Source organism: Prevotella ihumii (genome assembly GCF_900155655.1).
In the GTDB taxonomy this organism is placed as follows: Bacteria; Bacteroidota; Bacteroidia; order Bacteroidales; family Bacteroidaceae; genus Prevotella; species Prevotella ihumii.
The window spans coordinates 786,996-803,997 of the sequence record NZ_LT706987.1; the positions used below are offsets into that span (position 1 = coordinate 786,996).

At 43.7% G+C, this 17,002-nt stretch carries 20 protein-coding genes and 3 pseudogenes; 15 read left to right on the forward strand and 8 right to left on the reverse strand.

Annotated features, from left to right (window positions below):
* Positions 1–168 precede the first annotated feature (168 nt).
* Positions 169–447, reverse strand: a pseudogene (locus tag CZ367_RS14760) (IS1380 family transposase); the annotation flags it as partial.
* A gap of 228 nt (positions 448–675) precedes the next feature.
* On the opposite strand from CZ367_RS14760, the gene CZ367_RS03705 reads away from it, so the two are divergent.
* The 8 genes from CZ367_RS03705 to CZ367_RS03740 are packed head-to-tail and all read left to right on the forward strand — an operon-like array spanning position 676 to position 8,460.
* On the forward strand, positions 676–1,587 hold the full coding sequence (locus CZ367_RS03705) for a helix-turn-helix transcriptional regulator (protein WP_077195687.1): 912 nt from the start codon (positions 676–678) through the stop codon (positions 1,585–1,587).
* Complete coding sequence (locus tag CZ367_RS03710) at positions 1,584–2,075, forward strand: 3'-5' exonuclease (protein ID WP_077195688.1); 492 nt, start codon at positions 1,584–1,586, stop codon at positions 2,073–2,075. The genes CZ367_RS03705 and CZ367_RS03710 overlap by 4 nt, the downstream gene beginning before the upstream one ends.
* Before the next feature lie 18 nt (positions 2,076–2,093).
* Positions 2,094–2,327, forward strand: coding sequence for a hypothetical protein (locus CZ367_RS03715; RefSeq protein WP_077195689.1), 234 nt, complete (start codon positions 2,094–2,096; stop codon positions 2,325–2,327).
* A gap of 11 nt (positions 2,328–2,338) precedes the next feature.
* The gene (locus CZ367_RS03720; protein WP_084793477.1) at positions 2,339–4,057 is read left to right on the forward strand and encodes a DUF262 domain-containing protein; all 1,719 of its coding nucleotides are present in this window, start codon (positions 2,339–2,341) and stop codon (positions 4,055–4,057) included.
* Entirely contained in the window at positions 4,044–5,834 is a 1,791-nt protein-coding gene (locus tag CZ367_RS03725) for a DUF262 domain-containing protein (RefSeq protein WP_077195690.1), read from the forward strand. Before CZ367_RS03720 ends, CZ367_RS03725 begins: the two co-directional genes overlap by 14 nt.
* On the forward strand, positions 5,827–6,345 hold the full coding sequence (locus tag CZ367_RS03730) for a phospholipase D-like domain-containing protein (RefSeq protein WP_077195691.1): 519 nt from the start codon (positions 5,827–5,829) through the stop codon (positions 6,343–6,345). Before CZ367_RS03725 ends, CZ367_RS03730 begins: the two co-directional genes overlap by 8 nt.
* Positions 6,346–6,349: 4 nt before the next feature.
* A complete protein-coding gene (locus tag CZ367_RS03735) occupies positions 6,350–6,826 on the forward strand; it encodes a hypothetical protein (protein WP_077195692.1) in 477 nt (158 codons plus the stop codon).
* A complete protein-coding gene (locus CZ367_RS03740; RefSeq protein WP_077195693.1) occupies positions 6,808–8,460 on the forward strand; it encodes an ATP-binding protein in 1,653 nt (550 codons plus the stop codon). The genes CZ367_RS03735 and CZ367_RS03740 overlap by 19 nt, the downstream gene beginning before the upstream one ends.
* Before the next feature lie 128 nt (positions 8,461–8,588).
* Here the strand turns inward: CZ367_RS03740 and CZ367_RS03745 are convergent.
* The 6 genes and pseudogenes from CZ367_RS03745 to CZ367_RS03765 all read right to left on the reverse strand — a co-directional run.
* Positions 8,589–8,924 (reverse strand): annotated as a pseudogene (locus tag CZ367_RS03745) (IS1634 family transposase); the annotation flags it as partial.
* Positions 8,918–9,343: an IS66 family transposase gene (locus tag CZ367_RS03750; protein ID WP_449421163.1), complete on the reverse strand. Its 426-nt coding sequence runs from the start codon at positions 9,341–9,343 to the stop codon at positions 8,918–8,920. The pseudogene CZ367_RS03745 and the gene CZ367_RS03750, both read right to left, overlap by 7 nt.
* A gap of 53 nt (positions 9,344–9,396) precedes the next feature.
* A pseudogene (locus CZ367_RS16715) lies at positions 9,397–9,846 on the reverse strand (IS1634 family transposase); the annotation flags it as partial.
* Positions 9,847–9,923: 77 nt separating this feature from the next.
* Positions 9,924–10,082 (reverse strand): hypothetical protein, encoded by a 159-nt coding sequence (locus CZ367_RS15320; protein ID WP_154669287.1) that lies wholly within the window; start codon positions 10,080–10,082, stop codon positions 9,924–9,926.
* 68 nt (positions 10,083–10,150) lie between these two features.
* Entirely contained in the window at positions 10,151–10,558 is a 408-nt protein-coding gene (locus tag CZ367_RS03760; protein WP_237581524.1) for an IS66 family transposase, read from the reverse strand.
* 157 nt (positions 10,559–10,715) lie between these two features.
* A complete protein-coding gene (locus CZ367_RS03765; protein WP_077195320.1) occupies positions 10,716–11,951 on the reverse strand; it encodes an IS4 family transposase in 1,236 nt (411 codons plus the stop codon).
* 135 nt (positions 11,952–12,086) lie between these two features.
* Between CZ367_RS03765 and CZ367_RS03770 the strand changes: the two genes are divergently transcribed.
* A complete protein-coding gene (locus tag CZ367_RS03770) occupies positions 12,087–12,401 on the forward strand; it encodes a transposase (protein ID WP_077195696.1) in 315 nt (104 codons plus the stop codon).
* Here CZ367_RS03770 and CZ367_RS16180 read toward each other — a convergent pair.
* Positions 12,398–12,535, reverse strand: a complete 138-nt coding sequence (locus tag CZ367_RS16180; protein WP_237581509.1) for a hypothetical protein — start codon at positions 12,533–12,535, stop codon at positions 12,398–12,400. The genes CZ367_RS03770 and CZ367_RS16180 overlap by 4 nt on opposite strands.
* A 99-nt stretch (positions 12,536–12,634) precedes the next feature.
* Between CZ367_RS16180 and CZ367_RS16415 the strand changes: the two genes are divergently transcribed.
* Genes CZ367_RS16415 through CZ367_RS03790 form a run of 6 tightly spaced genes read left to right on the forward strand, consistent with a single transcriptional unit; the run spans position 12,635 to position 16,955 of the window.
* Positions 12,635–12,874: a DDE-type integrase/transposase/recombinase gene (locus CZ367_RS16415; protein ID WP_262500715.1), complete on the forward strand. Its 240-nt coding sequence runs from the start codon at positions 12,635–12,637 to the stop codon at positions 12,872–12,874.
* A gap of 2 nt (positions 12,875–12,876) precedes the next feature.
* A complete protein-coding gene (locus CZ367_RS16420) occupies positions 12,877–13,206 on the forward strand; it encodes an integrase core domain-containing protein (RefSeq protein WP_161942324.1) in 330 nt (109 codons plus the stop codon).
* Between the two features lie 44 nt (positions 13,207–13,250).
* On the forward strand, positions 13,251–13,403 hold the full coding sequence (locus CZ367_RS15325) for a hypothetical protein (RefSeq protein WP_154669288.1): 153 nt from the start codon (positions 13,251–13,253) through the stop codon (positions 13,401–13,403).
* Between the two features lie 60 nt (positions 13,404–13,463).
* The gene (locus tag CZ367_RS03780) at positions 13,464–13,679 is read left to right on the forward strand and encodes a DUF1016 family protein (protein ID WP_077195697.1); all 216 of its coding nucleotides are present in this window, start codon (positions 13,464–13,466) and stop codon (positions 13,677–13,679) included.
* Positions 13,676–14,830: a restriction endonuclease subunit S gene (locus CZ367_RS03785; RefSeq protein WP_077195698.1), complete on the forward strand. Its 1,155-nt coding sequence runs from the start codon at positions 13,676–13,678 to the stop codon at positions 14,828–14,830. Before CZ367_RS03780 ends, CZ367_RS03785 begins: the two co-directional genes overlap by 4 nt.
* 16 nt (positions 14,831–14,846) lie before the next feature.
* Positions 14,847–16,955 carry an McrB family protein gene (locus CZ367_RS03790; RefSeq protein WP_237581526.1) on the forward strand — a complete coding sequence of 703 codons (2,109 nt, stop codon included), beginning with the start codon at positions 14,847–14,849 and terminating at the stop codon, positions 16,953–16,955.
* Positions 16,956–17,002 lie beyond the last annotated feature (47 nt).

The window sequence follows — 17,002 nt, forward strand, 5'->3', positions numbered from 1 at the left end:
CGCTTTAAAAAGCCTTTGCGGGCTAATGACCTCTAAGTTTGCAGAAGAATGCGACGCAGTCGCATAAACATTAAATAATCAAGGTAAAACTATGATTGCTAAAGACAGTTTCGTACCTTTGTTGTAAAAAGGTAGAATCGGTCTATCGAAGAGGTAAACCAATGAATTTGCTCTGAGGATAGTATCTGAGCTACAAGTTCGAAGTGTCGGATGAAGCGAGAGATGGCTCATCAAATGAGTAGTGACATCCTCAACACATAAGCCACCACAGAAGTAGATACTCATGAGTGAACGGATGATTTCGCTATACTGATAACCGAATGATCTACACCTTAGACCGAGGGTCGAGTCGATTACAGATGACAATGTGGAGTCAAATTGCTCCATGATTGAAAATATTCCTCCAAAAGGAGTGGGTTTCTCGGATTTAATATGTATTTTTGCTATGCCATATCAGAGTTTTGCTTGCTTGTTTTGCAACACTAAGATAAGTGAATTCTTCGATATGGCAAAATCTTGGGCCGCTCGGCTCTGCCGCTTGCCAAAGCAAGAACTTTTTGTTGCTCAGGTACTTAAAAAGTTTAATTTATAATAGTGTTGCGGAATTAAGGTAAACCTCTGCCCGAAATCGGCATACCCCACATCTATCTTTGCAACGAAAAGTCAAGAGCACGTATGGCAACAAATCAAATAAATAAGTATGTCTGGCTGGTGGACACTATCCATCGGGCGAAGCGGATTTCCTTTGAGGAAATTAACCGCTGCTGGCTGGCCAACGACATGAGCGAGGGGTTGGAAATCCCCAAACGTACCTTCCATAAGTGGCGCATCGCCATCGAGGAAATGTTTGGACTGGTCATCGAGAACGAGAATTGCGGTGAATACCGATACTACATTCTCAATGATGATGAGATAAGCCGTGGCGGGCTGCGCACATGGATAGTTAATACGATAGCGGTCAGCAACCTGATTACAAACAATCAGAGTGTTAAAGACCGCATCGTGTTGGAAGACATCCCATCTGGGCGGTTGTTCTTACCTGCTATCTTAGAGGCACTGAAAGAGGAAACTCTCCTGCGAATTACCTATCAAGGTTTTTGGAAGAACGAAGCCTTTACCTTCAACGTTGAGCCGTATTGTGTAAAGCTGTTCCGCCAACGTTGGTACTTGGTAGCACGCAGCCCTTATTATGATAAGGTGATGATATATGCCGTTGACCGCATAACGGAAATACATAAGACTTCCACCGCCTTCAACTATCCAAAGGACTTCTCGCCCGAAGAGTTCTTCTATGGTTGCTTCGGAGTGATTGCTGACGACGGAACGAAAATCGAACGGGTGGAACTACAAGTAACGGCTGGTCAAGCCAACTACTTGCGCTCACTTCCACTGCATCAATCACAGATTGAGTCATACCGTGGTGATGAGTACAGTATCTTTGAATATCAGATACGACCTACATTCGATTTCCAACTGGAGATACTGGCACATACGCCCGACATCGAGGTGCTTTCCCCGACATGGCTTCGGGAGGAGATTGCTGGGAAAATCGCATATATGAATAAGAAATACAGGTCAACGAAATGAGAGATTTTGCAGCGATAGATTTTGAAACCGCCAACAATGAGCGCAGCTCTGTTTGCAGTGTGGGCATCGTGATTGTACGCGATGGGGAGATAGTGGATAGCTTCTATTCGCTCATCAATCCCGAACCAAACTACTATAACTACTGGTGCAGTCAGGTTCACGGGCTTACACGCGAAGATACCGATACGGCTCCTGTCTTCCCTGATGTATGGAAACAGATTGAGCCGCTGATAGATGGGCTTCCCCTTGTGGCTCACAACCGCCCATTCGACGAGAGTTGTCTGAAGGCTGTGTTCCGCGTCTATCAGATGGACTATCCCGACTATGAGTTTTACGACACACTCTGTGTCTCCCGTCGGGTTCTGCCAAACTTGGAGAACCACCAGTTACACACCGTGGCAGCTGCCTGTGGCTATCAGTTGGAGAATCACCACCACGCACTGGCTGATGCAGAAGCCTGTGCTTGGATTGCAAGAGAAATTCTATAATGCACAATATCAGAAACTATGAGTACATATTCAGTTAAAGTAAAAAAGGATGGACGTAACGGAAGCACGTCTATAAGTGTAGGTATGGAAGTGAATGTTGTTAGCAACCTTTCAGCATCTAACATCACAGCCACAAGAGATGGACAAAATGCCATCGTTGCTGCTTTCAAAAGTAAGTATGGTAGTGATGTCATGAACTTTGCTGACGGAAGTGGACGTGCAAATATGTATTTTGAGGTAAAGCAACTTTAGTATTATCGCATATGGCTTGGATAGACCAAAATCTTGAAAATTTTATTAGGAAGGAATTCCCCGATAGAATAATCAATGCCTACCATGCGTATAGAACATGGCAGTCAAATCGCTATATATGGGTGTCTACTATCCTGACAAAAGACGGAGACCTTCATTATGAATACTTCCAAGACCACGTGGAATTACATCTTGAAGGCAAATTCCAAAGTGAAGACTATCGTTCTTTTGCAAAAGAACTAAGGGTAAGAACTGCTAGGATTCCTGACCTTACCTGGTCAAGATGGCAGGGACATAGCCAATGTCGATGCACTCTTCAACACCCAACGGGTTCGTGGGAAGAGCTCCTTTCCGCGTTCCATTGTATTATGAGCATATTTGACCCTATTATAAAGGACTTCTTTGAAAAGAAACACCAAGACACGAGCACAGATGCCTATAACGGTGTCATTGAATTTCATGAATGTGAGCTTGAAAGTGAGCATGTTAGTTTGGAAACATGCTCTTTAGGACAATTGTTTTCTAATCATCTTGTCATACCTGACTATCAGCGTAACTACTGTTGGGAAGAGAAACAGGTTAAAGACCTGTGGCATAGTCTTAAAGAAATACCTGTGAATGGGAAATATCATCTAGGGACAATTATCTTGCAAAAGGACACAACTGGCAACTATGCTGTCATTGATGGGCAACAGCGGTTAGTAACGCTTACCCTCATCTGTCGGCAGCTTGGATATAAGGGAGAAATGCCTCTGCTTAAACAATCATTCCGTTCCACAGCTTCACGTCAGCATGTAGCTAATAATCGCTTTCAAATCGAACAATACTGCAAACGCTCACATGATGAAAAGCTTTGTAGTAAACTAATAAACGACCTCATCTTCTCTGTCCTTATTTTGACAGATAGCCGCCTTGATTTGGCCTATACATTTTTCTCCAATGAGAACTCGAAGGGCGTTCCTCTGACAGACTACGACCTATTGAAGGCTCATCATCTGCGTTTTGTCTTCAATGAAAAACAAGCAGAGCACTTGGCAGGCAAGTGGAATTCCTTGACTAATCAGAAATATAGACTGCTGGATACCACTCTTTCATCTCATTTATTCCGCTTAAGGAAATGGATGCGTAAACGCGATTACGATTCGTCGCAAAAATTGCGCACTAAAGAAGAATTTTCAGCTGCTCTTATAATACCTGAGATACCACCTTTCGGTGAGCAATTTGAATACTACGAAAAAATACAAGGGGGAACTCACTTTTTCGCCTATGCTGAACATTTCGTAGGTCTGTTTGATAGATTTGAACATGCAAATCCAGTTGAAGCTCTCCGCAGACATCTTAAATGGGAAAGTCATTCAAGATACGCAGATGTTATTGAGACTTTACTTTTCGGTTACTTTCTGAAATTTGGAGCCCAATATCTGGCTGAAGCTCTGTTTTGCATTGCCGGATACATTGCCCAACACCGATACACCTCGCGCCGCGCTCTTTCATATAAAATTCGAGAATTTGCAAAAAACAGCGAAATTGTTATGATGATAGATCAAGCCTCTTCGCCTACATTCTTCCTTGCAGAGTGTTTAGCGGGAATTAAAATTAGCGGCAAGGATATTGATGAGCAAGGTATCGAACTTCGATTCTACCACCGGCTTCAAGATTTGTTCTTGGAACTGAATGAAGAATTCACTGATAGCACAATAATTGAACATTACAACAATGAATACGCATAGATATACTCCGCAACTTATAGTTGAAAACAAAGATTATTTGTGCTTCAACATTCCACTATACCAACGTCTCTTTGCGTGGGGAGAGTCTCAAGTATATGGCCTTCTATACGATATGAAAGAGCATTTCAGCAAAACAGGCAAAGAAGAGCCATATTACCTGGGAATGCTATCTTGTATTGCCCGAGGCAATGTATATGACCTCATCGATGGCCAGCAACGTTTCACGGTAATGACTTTACTTGCGTTAGCGTTGCGCAAATACGATGAGCGTTGGAATAAGTTCCTTGATAAAGGCAAGAGACTTCATTTTGTGGCCAGACCCAAAGACCGAGAATACCTACTGGCTTCTATAAATGAATATAGACAGGTGGACGAACCAAACAAAAAAATGCAGTCCGCCATCAATCTGGCAGAGGAGTTCGTTAAAAAAGATTTCCAATCCGATGAGGACAGACTGGTTTTTGCAACAAATGTTTTTGAACGTCTATCATTCTTTTTCTCTGTTCTTCCTAATGAATACTTGAACGACCCGATGTCGCTTAACAAGTATTTTGAAGCAATGAATGCTGGAGGAAAGGGGCTGGAGCAGCACGAAATTTTGAAAGTTCAACTTATGCGGGGGGAGTCCAATCAGGAAAAACTTACTCGCATTTGGAATAGCATCAGCGACATGGGGCATTTCATCATAAAGAAACGCGATGACTGCCGTGAACACGAATATCGCCAAAGTTACATGAATGCTATAAATCTCTGTCGTGAAGGGCGATTTGAAGAAGCCTTTACCTTATGTGAGTCTTCCTTTGACGCTGAGGATAAAGTAGAAATTGGCATGATAGCCGCGTCCGAACGTAAAGATGAAAACTCTCAAAGAGAAGAGCCTGCCGATCAGTCCATACTAACATTCCCAGAATTTTTGATGCTTGCCCTTGACATACATCTTCATCTGAATGGTTCATATACGTTCTATCGGACTGACCTTCTCGTCGCCTTTGAAAACAACCCAATCTCAGATGTACATTCGTTCTACAATACAATGTTGTTCTATCGTCTGCTCTTTGATTATTATATAATCACTAAAGAAGATAGTCCAAATGGAAACAAATATGAGATCATTGCACGAACTGGCAGCGATTTTGAGGTGGACTGTGTACGTCAGTATCAGTCGATGCTTTATGTATCTAACACACCTTTTTATAATTGGCTGAAACCACTTCTCATAAAACTTGCTTCCATCCCCATACAGAATGCAAAGGAGTTGCTATCGCTATTGAAGAATATCGACAATGCTTTACGTAGCCTCCCAGTGTCTGTAGAGGAAATGTCATACGACAAATCGCCTGACAGGTATTGGTTCTGGAGGCTTGACTACTACTTGTGGGAACAGAAAGAGCAATTCTTTAAGAACGCCAAAGAGCTTGAAATCGTTGGTGATTATGTGTTCCGTGCAAATCGTTCCTTAGAACATTTGCACCCACAGCATCAGGACAATAATGATGAGTGGCCAACAGAGTGCATACACTCGTTTGGAAACTTGGCTATGATTTCGCAAAGTTTCAATTCACAACAAAGTGATGACCCCGTTACGGTTAAATTTGCTAGAATTTCAGACCAAGCCAATAACCATGCCCTCCAAAGTATCAAGCTATATCGAATGTATCTTGATGCACAAGGAACGCCAGACGGGTGGACACCCAAAAAAATGGATGCTCATAAAACAGAAATGTTTAACTTCTTGTCCGAAACATTCCCCGCAAAAAACGTGGACGATAATGCTTGACTTCATATCCGACACCGAACACTTCACCAAGGTGCTTGACCTTGCGGCAAAGGCCAAAGAGACGCTTTGGATTGGCACGGCTGACATCAAAGATCTGTACGTGGTGCAGGGCAAGATGGAAAAGCCGTTCCTCGGTGTATTGTCGGACTTGATAGGCAAAGGGGTGGAGGTACGGCTTATCCATGCCAAAGAACCTGGCCCGAACTTTCGGGAGGATTTCGACCGCTACCCACGACTGGCCACTATGCTGGAACGTGTCATGTGTCCGCGCGTCCACTTCAAGATTATTGTCATTGACCAAGCAGTGTGCTATGTTGGCAGTGCCAACCTAACTGGTGCCGGCATAGGCATGAAGTCGGCTACACGGCGCAACTTTGAGGCTGGTGTCCTTACGGATATACCGTCCATCGTGGACAATGCCGCCAACGAGTTTGATAAGGTGTGGCGCGGTAGCGAGTGCCGCAAGTGCCAACGGAAAAATGTTTGTCCTGACCCCATCGTAATAAAATAGCCGTATGAAGAATCTGTTATTGACCATCGCCCTTATGCTGGCAACCGTCAGCATGCAGGCACAGAAGATAAGCTATATTGAAACCACAAAGTCGTGGTATTATGTCTATGATGACAATGGCAAGAAGATAAAGACCATCAGCACCTCTGCAGGAGAACTGAAAGGATACAGTGTCAACTTCTATGTCGTCCAGCAAGGCTCGTGGATTTATACGTTCGAACCGGCGGGAAAGAAGCTCCACGCTTTTTTACTTCTACTGTTGGTGAAATCCTTTCTGTGGCTTGTGACACCTTCACCACACGGAAGGTGCATGGATTTACACTTGGAGCAAGGAAGGGAAGAAGTTGAATACCCGCGCTGCCAAATAATTTTTTCGAGATTTTATAAACTTTTCACAGGGTGTGCCTCTTATCGGCACACCCTGCTTCTATCTTTGCCCCCGTTATCTCATAGAAGTATCGTATGGAAGCAAAGAAAGTGAAAAAAGATTTGCTCTACCACATGGAGAAAGTGGTGGAGTTGTTGAAGGATTCCCAACTCAGCAAGGAGTTCTTCAATAAGGCTGCTACGCACATAAGGTATGTGTCAAAGAAACTGGATATGACACGGGAACAGAGTGTGCTGATGTCACTCTTCATTGACAAGAGTGATGACAACTGCATATTCATCAGCGAATTGGCTGATTATATGAAATGCCGCACCGTCCGCATCATACGCTACATGCCGGACATTGACGAACTGGAACGGAGAGAACTTGTGCGCTGCAGCCGTTCCGACCGCAGACCATCGTATCGTGTGCCTGTTGAGGTTATCAATGCGTTCAAGAACGACGAGAACTACATACCTCGGAACATTCACAACTTGTCTTGCTCCGCTTTGTTCGTGGAGTTGCAGGACATCTTCCAGGAACGGAAAGACTGTGAACTGACCTACGAAAACACGGTTGAGAAAGTCAAGTATCTGCTTGACTGCAACAAACACTTGGTATTCACAAGCAGAGCCATCGGCTATGGTCTTGACGATGACGACCTCTGTCTGTTGATGCTGTTCTGCCACCTGTTCGTGAATAACACGGATGACCGCATCCGCTTTTACGATATTGAGTTTCTTTATAAGGACACGCACCGTTTTTTAGGATTAAAGTGTGGACTTCAATGCGAGGAACACCTCCTTCAGGATGAAAAACTTATAGAATTCACTGGAGAAGATGGCTTCAAAGACCGCGACACGTTCAAGATGACTTCGGAGGCTAAGTCATTCCTGTTTCCTGAATTGAAGATTCCGTCGATGGACAACGACAAGAAACGTGGTGGTATGATATGCCACGAGGACATTGCCCCAAAGCAGTTGTTCTACGACCAGGCCATAACCTCACAGATTAATGAACTGGGAGGCCTACTTGATGAGCAGCATTATCGGGAAGTATGTACCCGCCTAAAGGAAAACGGTTTCCGCAGCGGCTTCACTTGTCTGTTCTATGGCGCACCTGGTACCGGTAAGACGGAAACGGTACTCCAACTGGCACGGCAGACGGGACGGGACATTATGCAAGTGAACGTCGCTGAAATCAAGAGCATGTGGGTCGGAGAGAGCGAGAAGAATATAAAGGGACTATTTGACCTCTACCGCCAGAAAGTGAAAGAGATGCCTATTGTGCCCATCCTGCTTTTCAACGAGGCTGATGCCATCATTGGAAAACGGCAAGAGGGGGCGGAGCGTGCTGTGGATAAGATGGAGAACTCCATTCAGAACATTATCCTACAAGAAATGGAAACGCAGGAAGGCATTCTCATCGCCACCACAAACCTCGCCCAGAATATGGACAAGGCTTTTGAACGCCGCTTCCTCTATAAAATCAGGTTCACCAAACCGACCTTGGAGGCACGCGCGGCCATCTGGAAGTCGATGATACCGTCTCTCTCGGAAGAAACGGCCCACACACTGGCCAACAAGTACAACTTTAGCGGTGGGCAGATAGAGAATATCGCGCGTCATTATGCCATTGACAACATCCTACATGGTGCCAAGACTGGGGAACTAGCCCCACTCACCGAACACTGCGACAACGAACGCTTGGAGAAAGACGGCAGTAAGCGTCGTATCGGTTTCGTGTAATTTCTATGAAACGTACATAAACGGCTTTTGCCAAAGGGAATGAAAAGGTGTCACTTTCGTGATTTTTAGCCCAAGTTTAACACCTATCATCGTAGAATCTTGCTATTATTATACTTTTTCAGTTTTGGCTATGGACTCTGTGTCCTACAAATTTTTATTTTTCTGAATGGTGCATATTTCAGTTTTAATTTATCGTATATAGCAGTTGCCTGCTTTGAGGGATTGCTGCATTGTCGCATTTGTACGATGTCTCCTAACGGGTTCCTACCTTCCGTGGTTACAAGTTTCTGGGTGCTCATCCTCCGCACGATTTCGGTCCAATAGCAGGATTCGCCTTCTCGCTTCAACTGGCAGCGGATGGTATTTACCACCCAGTAGGCAAGCAGACCGAAGAAAAGATGCGCATCGCTCCGGTCATCGGTCTGATGATATATAGGACGGAGGTTCAGGTCGGTCTTCAACTGCNCGTCTTTCCTTTGCGGTCGGCAACCTGTACGCTGGTCTCGTCAACCTGAAGATAAGGACTTTGCAGAATCTGGCTTACTTGAAGTTTGTAAAGTGGATAAAGTGCATCGGCGGCATCGTGAACCCAGCTGTTGACGGTTGAGGTGGGGAGGTTCACACCCAGTTCCTTCCATCTTTCACATTGCCTATACTCGGGCTGGTGATAGGCGAACTTGGCGGTGATGATTTCGGCGAGCAGGGAAGCGTCGGCAAAACAATCCACCGCTTGCTTTTTCAAGGGGGCTTCCAGGATGTCAACCTTCGCATCCGTTGGCCGGGCTTCCTTCAGGCGGCAGATGACACGATCTTCTACCCTGACATAAAAGGATGAGGGACGCAGACACAGATGTTCACTTCTGTCATGTCCGATGATGACCATGCGCTCAGCGTCATAACCCTCTGGATATATCTCCGTCACCTGTCGCTCTATANCTTTTCTTCGTTTCTAATGTAGTCTATCGCATAGTATCTTGCGATAGAAGGATATTTCTGTATGGCTCGTCCCGTACGCTCTACAACCTTCTCGTAGAGTTTCGTTCCACCTTTCTTTGCAATACCATCATTTATCTTCTTCAGCTCTGTCTCAAACCTTTCACGCCAAAGTTTGTTCATTGACGATTCGGTCATAGCCTTAGATGGAGAGGTTATCTCAAGATAGTAGTCCTCACCTTCGGTGTGTACCTTGTTGAGCGTTATTGTTTGCTTTCGGGCGTCTTTTACCATCACGCTCTTATGGTCCTCACTGAGCGTGTAATCTTTCAGCTTGGTGCGGGATACGCAGAGATAGTTGTAACCCTTTGCCTTAATAAGATTTAGATTCTCTTCGGTTGCAATACCTGCATCCATCACAATAAGCGATTTTTCTTTTTGTATAGGATTCCTGGTAAGCATCCAATATTAGCCGCCTTTCACACCAACAAATAACCCTTATATGTCTGGCAGCATATAAGGGTTATTTGTTATTTGAAGTTTGAAGGTAGCATTTTCGTGAGTTCCTCCTCCGTCATGTCGAGCAGGGGCTTTGAAAGGATTTCCTTCATCCATTTGTATGGCTCTATGTCTGCCTCCCTGCAACACGCCATGAAGGTATAGAATATGGCGTTGTTCTCTGTAAGCATCCAATATTAGCCGCCTTTCACACCAACAAATAACCCTTATATGTCTGGCAGCATATAAGGGTTATCTGTTATTTGAAGTTTGAAGGTAGCATTTTCGTGAGTTCCTCCTCCGTCATATCGGGCAGGGGCCTTGAAAGAACTTCCTTCATCCATTTGTATGGCTCTATGTCTGCTTCCCTGCAACACGCCATGAAGGTATAGAAGATGGCATTGTTCTCCGCTCCCTCATTGTTACCACAGAACAGGTAGTTCTTTCTTCCAAGTGTGATGGGCCTGATGGCCTGTTCCATGAGGTTGTTGTCTATGTTGAAGTGTCCGTCCTGCACATACCTGCCAATGCGTATCCATACGGCGAAGGCATAACGCAGTGCCTTCTCCATAGCTTCGCCTGGGGTGTACTGTTTGTGTACATCCAACATATAGGTCTCCAAATACTTAAGAATAGGGTAAGCTTTAGCCTTTCGTTCTGTCTCCACTTCCTCGGGTGNATATTACTGCCAAATTTCCGAACCAGTGCATAAGTCAAATATTAAATTATATTGCTGTCCGGTAAAACTCAAAAGAGCATAAATATCCTCCCCGAAGCCCCGTAAAATAGGACTTTTAGGTTTATTTTTTCAAAAGTAAGCCCCCCTAATCGAAAAGACTTGGTTCAGGTGGCGCTTTTTGCATCTCCTTTGCAAGGAAATCATTCCAAGTTTTTTCGGGATTTTCCATGAATGCGATAAAATCAACGTAGTACATAAGCATAAGTCTTATCATGGTAACAACTTGCGAGAATGCACAGTGTCTCTTAATGCTTCTTGACAAGACTGTTATCAGCAGATTCGCAATCAAGACTACCCATGTCTGTATTTGTATGGCATTGACGCTGTCCCCATAGAAGAAATGAAGCGGGAAGTTCTGTTTAAGCTGTTTGTACAACGACTCGATAGCCCATCTTAGGCGGTAGATTTCAGCAATGTCCTCAACAGTAAAGTCAAAGTTGTTGGTCAATAGTACAACAGGTCTCTTTGTCTCGTAAAATATCTCCACCCTTCGTGCCTCGTGGGTGAGTTCTCCTCTTGTAAAAAGCACTTTCTGATCAATATGCGTTACGAGGCCCTCTGCATTGACATACGTAACGGATTTAAGTACCTCATACTTAAGGTTTTTCTTCATTTTGGTCACGTAGCAAACGCCCTCTTCTGTAAGACGTTGGAATTGCGCGACATCGACATAACCACGGTCCATTGCTAAAGTGGCGTCTTTGGGCAGATGCACCTCTTTGAGCAGGTAATGGTCGTGTTTTGCAGCTGAAGTGAGTTGCACCACCATTGGCACGCCGACATGATACTTCATTACCGTATGCACTTTCATACCGCCTTTCTTCTTGCCTGATTTTGGATGCCGCCCGACACCTTTGAGTATGTTGTCAAAGAGCGTTATAGTGGTAGAATCCATCATGTAAAGCAACTTCTCCCAGTCTTTAGGCTCGTGCGTCTGCCCCTTATAGCACTTGGAAGGGCGGCTGTCCGCTAAAAATTTGGCATACTTCTCCAAAAGATACGCATAAACACTTGCAAAGAACTCCTGAGGGCGGCGTATATTGGCCTCAGCAAGCGTGCTGCGACGAACCAAATAGCTCATTCCGAGGTGTCTGAGCTTGTGAGCCTCAGCCTTCATGCCTATCTCAAGTTCGCGCAGAGAATCAAAGTGTTTGAGTATGCCGAACAGCATTACGACGAGATGTTGGTAGCCGTCAAAGCGCTTCACGTAAGCCTCGCTTCCTTTCGTTTCGCAGCTTATCTGAAGAATTTTCTCTTTGTCGAGTAACTTTAATACTTGACTATAGACCGGCTGTCCGGTAAAATGACTATCTTTGTTCATGGTTATGTTTTATTTTAGTAAAGACAAAGATAACCAAAAGGGCTGACACCTCGTGAGATGTGTCAGCCCTAATTTATTTTGTTTGAAAAAGTTTTACCGGACAGCAATAATTAAATTAGTAACTTTGCACACGAAATGGGAAAGTCAACAAGAAGAAAGCACACGGCCGAGTTTAAGGCCCAGGTTGCGATCGATGCGCTTAAAGAGCAATCGACGTTAAGCGAGTTATCAACCAAGTATGAGTTGTCGCAAGCTCAGATCAGTCGTTGGAAGGCTGAGTTTCTTAAGAATGCGGCAGCGGCATTCGGTGGCAGTACAGAGCGCACAGAGAAAGATATTCAGGCAGAGCGTGACCGCCACTTACGTAAGATAGGCGAGTTGGAGATGAAGCTGGATTTTGCGAAGAGGGCATCAAAAGCATTGGGGATACCGATGCCCGAAGACGATTAGTTTCCCCTGACAGTAAACTTAGTCTCAACGCCCAGCTCGAAGTCCTTGGTATCAGCAAAGGTACATTCTACTACGAGCTCAAGGGTGAGAACGAAGAAAATATCAAGGTTATGAGCGAAATAGATCGCCAGCATACTGAGCATCCCTCCAAGGGGGTGATTGGTATGTGTGATGCATTAGTATTGCTCGGATTTGCGGTTGGACCGAAACGTGTTCGACGTTTGATGCACAAGATGAGTATAACTCCCATCTATCCTAAGAAATCACTTTCTAAACCAGGCTCCACAATATACAAGAAGCCTTACCTCTTGCGACATTTGGACATAAACCATCCAAATCACGTGTGGAGTATAGACATCACCTATATTCCTATGAGGAAGGGCTTTATGTATCTTACGGCTATCATTGATGTCTACAGTCGCTGTATTATGGCCTGGGGACTGCATAACACTCTTGAAAAGGCCAATACATAGAGGTGCTGCATACGGCTGTCAATGCTTACGGAAATCCAGAAATCATCAACTCTGATCAGGGCAGCCAGTACACCAGCGAGGAATGGACATCTACCTGCGAGGATTTAGGTATAACCATCAGTATGGATGGACGTGGCAGATGCAAGGATAACATATGGATTGAGCGCTTCTGGCGTACTATTAAAACGGAGTATATTTATCTGAATCCAGAGGATGACGTGTGTCTGCTACGTGAAGGGATAAAGAATTGGATTGAGTACTACAACAAGAGACGACCACACCAGGGTATCGCACATGAGATTCCAATGACCCGTTATGAAAAGAGTGCGTGATATGCATTTTTTTGCCATAATACTATCGTATTCCGAAAAAAAAGATGTACTTTTACAGCACCCAAGGAAGGATGACGGTGATACTTTACGCTGTTGTCGAAGAAATGGTGGGGCATCGAGCCCCATCCATTTCTACCCAAGGAAAGGACTCTGGCTCACATTGTCTGTTGTCAGTAATGCAAATGAAATCTGCATAAGTTCTTGCCTTAGTCAATAAGATTACTGGTCTGAGATAAGGGAGTATTATACAGAACGAAATGGAACCAGGGGAAGAAACACCTCTTGGGCTTTTGCTCTGTACAGAAGGTAGTGAGGAACAAATAGAACTCCTCCAACTCGACAAATCGGGAATTAAGGTTGCTCAGTACATGACTGAACTACCTCCACGAGACCTTCTTGTTCAACAGATACAAAAGTCTCTCGAAGTTGCCAAAGCTAAGTGGGAAAATGATATAAAGGAGGAAGAGCAATGAGTGACTGGCAGAAAGTCAAATTAGGTAAACTTTATGAAGTTCACAATGGTCTATCCAAGGGGCGGCAGTTCTTTGGTACAGGATTTCCTTTCCTTACATTTTCCAATGTCTTCAATAACTGGTTCTTGCCAGAGGAGTTAGAATCACTCGTTCAAACAACTGATAAAGAACGTGAAGCATGTTCGATAAAAGCTGGGGATGTCTTCATTACTCGTACAAGTGAGACAATGGATGAACTTGGAATGAGTTCGGTTGCGTTGAAGGATTATCCCAACGCTACATATAACGGTTTTACCAAAAGACTCCGTCCGATAACAGACAGAGTTTATCCACGTTACATTGTCTATTATTTGCGTACCCCTAAGTTCCGTGGTCAATTCATGGCATTCTCTTCTATGACAACAAGGGCAAGTCTTGCAAACAATGATTTGCTCAATATGGAAGTAGAACTTTCCCCTATGGATATTCAGAAAAACATAGCGACAATCCTCTCTCGCCACGACTCGTTGATAGAGAATTATCAAAAGCAGATAAAACTGTTGGAGGAAGCAGCACAGCGACTATGCGAGGATTGGTTCATCGACCTCCATTTCCCAGGACACGAAAACACCAACATCATCGATGGTGTGCCTGAGGAATGGGAAAAGAAGAAGGTTGGCGAGTTGATTGCTAAAGTACCACGTACCAAGCAGATTCAAACTAAGGATTATCAGAATAGTGGATGCATCCCTATCATTGCCCAAAGTAGAACATATATTGCAGGTTATACAGATGATCCAGAAAGTAAGGTGGAATCCAACGAACCGTACATTGTTTTTGGAGACCATACCCGCATATTAAAATATGTTCCCTTCCCCTTTGCAAAAGGAGCAGATGGAACACAACTTATAATGTCGAGTAATTTGAACTTGATGCCACAATGCTTGTTGTTTTCAAGTTTGGTTAATATAGATTTATCAAGTTACAGTTATGCACGACATTTCAAATATCTGAAGGAGGATGAGATTCTTGTTCCTTCCGCCTTGATAGCAAGTATTTTCAAGAATTATGTAGCAAAGTGGTATGAAAAGATTCAACAAAACCGAGAATATCTTTTACTTCTAACCGAAGCTCGTGACCGTTTGCTTCCGAAGTTGATGAGTGCGAGATAACCGTATGATAGACCGTATGGAAAGAACTGATTACATAGAAACACGAGAGGATATTATTTCGAATATCGAAACTTTGTACTCGTACCTTCATGGTGATAGCGGTGAAGAAAGTATGTTATGGGCAGTTGATAGAATGAAACGCGGAAAGAATATGGTTGTCGAAGTGATAAACAATCATATTTCCTTCGCCCCAAGTCGTTTTGTCGGTTACATAAACAACACCAAAGATAAGCATAAAGAGAATCATGGCAATGGAACCGACACAGATAATGTTCTGAAGGAGTATTACAATAAGATACAAGACGGCAGATTAGATGCCGTCCTCCAACGTGAATTGGCGAAATATAATGAATCATCTGCAGAAAAGAGCTATTGGATTAATAAAGACACCAATGTTGAAGAGGTTTTGAAGTATGCACAAATGCGTACTCCGAATCTACCATTAGAGATTGACTGTGACAAGTTCTGGCACATACAGATGCATCTACCCGAAGGCAAAGGTGGTGTCGTGATAGACTCTTCTCTAATGCTCAAAGAACCAGAGCCGATAATTGGCACAGGTGAATGGGACGATGCACAATGCCGGAACTTTAAGACTATACCGAACGGCAACATCGTGCTTGTAAGAAGAGGAAGTCAGGTTCTTGCCCTCTGCCAAATCATTGGTGAGAGCTTCATCAGTGACACTCTATCAGAGAAGTATGTAAATGCGAATTTCAGAAAGGTAAGAATCCTTGCATTGGCAAGTGAATATAAACAGCCTCGCACAGGCTTGTTTTCACAAGGAACTTTCTCTTCATGCCGTAAAGGAACAGAACAATATGGATATATAGCAAGCTGGTTGAAATATATGAATGATATTGCTTATTTAGATAAGTGTGCTAATCTTTTGAAAAAGAAGCACAATATGATTCTCCAAGGAGCACCTGGCACAGGTAAAACTTATAATACGGCAGCCATTGCTCTAAAAGCATTGGACATTAACGATGTTGACATAACCGACCACAAAGCAGTCATGAAACGGTATGATTCATTGTTGGGCGATCAGATTTTCTTCACAACGTTCCATCAGTCGCTTGACTACGAGGACTTTGTTGAAGGCCTAAAGCCTCACGTACAAACAGATGCTGATGGCAATTCTATCGGTGTGACGTATGAACCAGAGGATGGCATCTTCAAACGTGCTTGCAATGCTGTTCAGACAGACCAAAGTAAAGATATTGTAGAGTGCATTGACGATTATCTCCAGAAGATAAAAGGCTATCAGAATAAGAGAGAGATTCCAACAGTCACAGGAAGATCATCACTCTATGTCTGGTGGAAGGAAGGCAATTCTACGGTAAGTAGCAGGAGTACTAACTCCACAAGTTCACGAGGTGAGGAATACACCCCTTCTCCACTGAATATTGAGAAGATAAAACTTCAGGCATTGGGTAAAGGATGCGAGAACAACTGGCAATCATACGCCCAAGCATTCATTGAAGCCGTCAAGAAAGAGTATCATGCGACAACTGATAAACCTGTAGTTTTGATTATTGACGAGATTAACCGTGGCAATGTCTCAAAGATATTTGGTGAACTCATAACTTTGCTTGAATCTGACAAACGAAACAATGGTAATCATCCTATCAAGGTGATGCTACCATATACAAAGGGTGAGTTCGGAGTGCCTTCAAATCTATATATAATTGGTACGATGAATACTACCGATAGAAGTACAGGTACACTTGACTATGCGTTGCGCAGAAGATTTGCATTTGTTACCCTAAAATCTCAAGATTCTGTAATCAAGAAATACTATTCAGATGCAGGAAACGAAGATTTGGGTTCTGTTGCAGTAGCTCTGTTTGCTGACATCAAGAAGTTCATTGAGAATCCAAAGCATCTATGTGGAGATATGAATATTGATGACTTGATGGTCGGTCATAGTTACTTCATGGCAGAAAGTGAAGACGAATTACAGGACAAGGTGGAATTTGAAATACTTCCACTTATCAATGAATATATCAATGATGGCATCCTTAATGTCAAGAATGAAGAGAAGAAAACTGCGTTTGATGCTTGGCGTTCTCTGAACCCTATACAGGTTATCGAGGAGGATGACCAGAAAGACGATGACGAATAATATATAACCAGATATGAAAGCCATTCTTATTCAAGAACACGAACGAC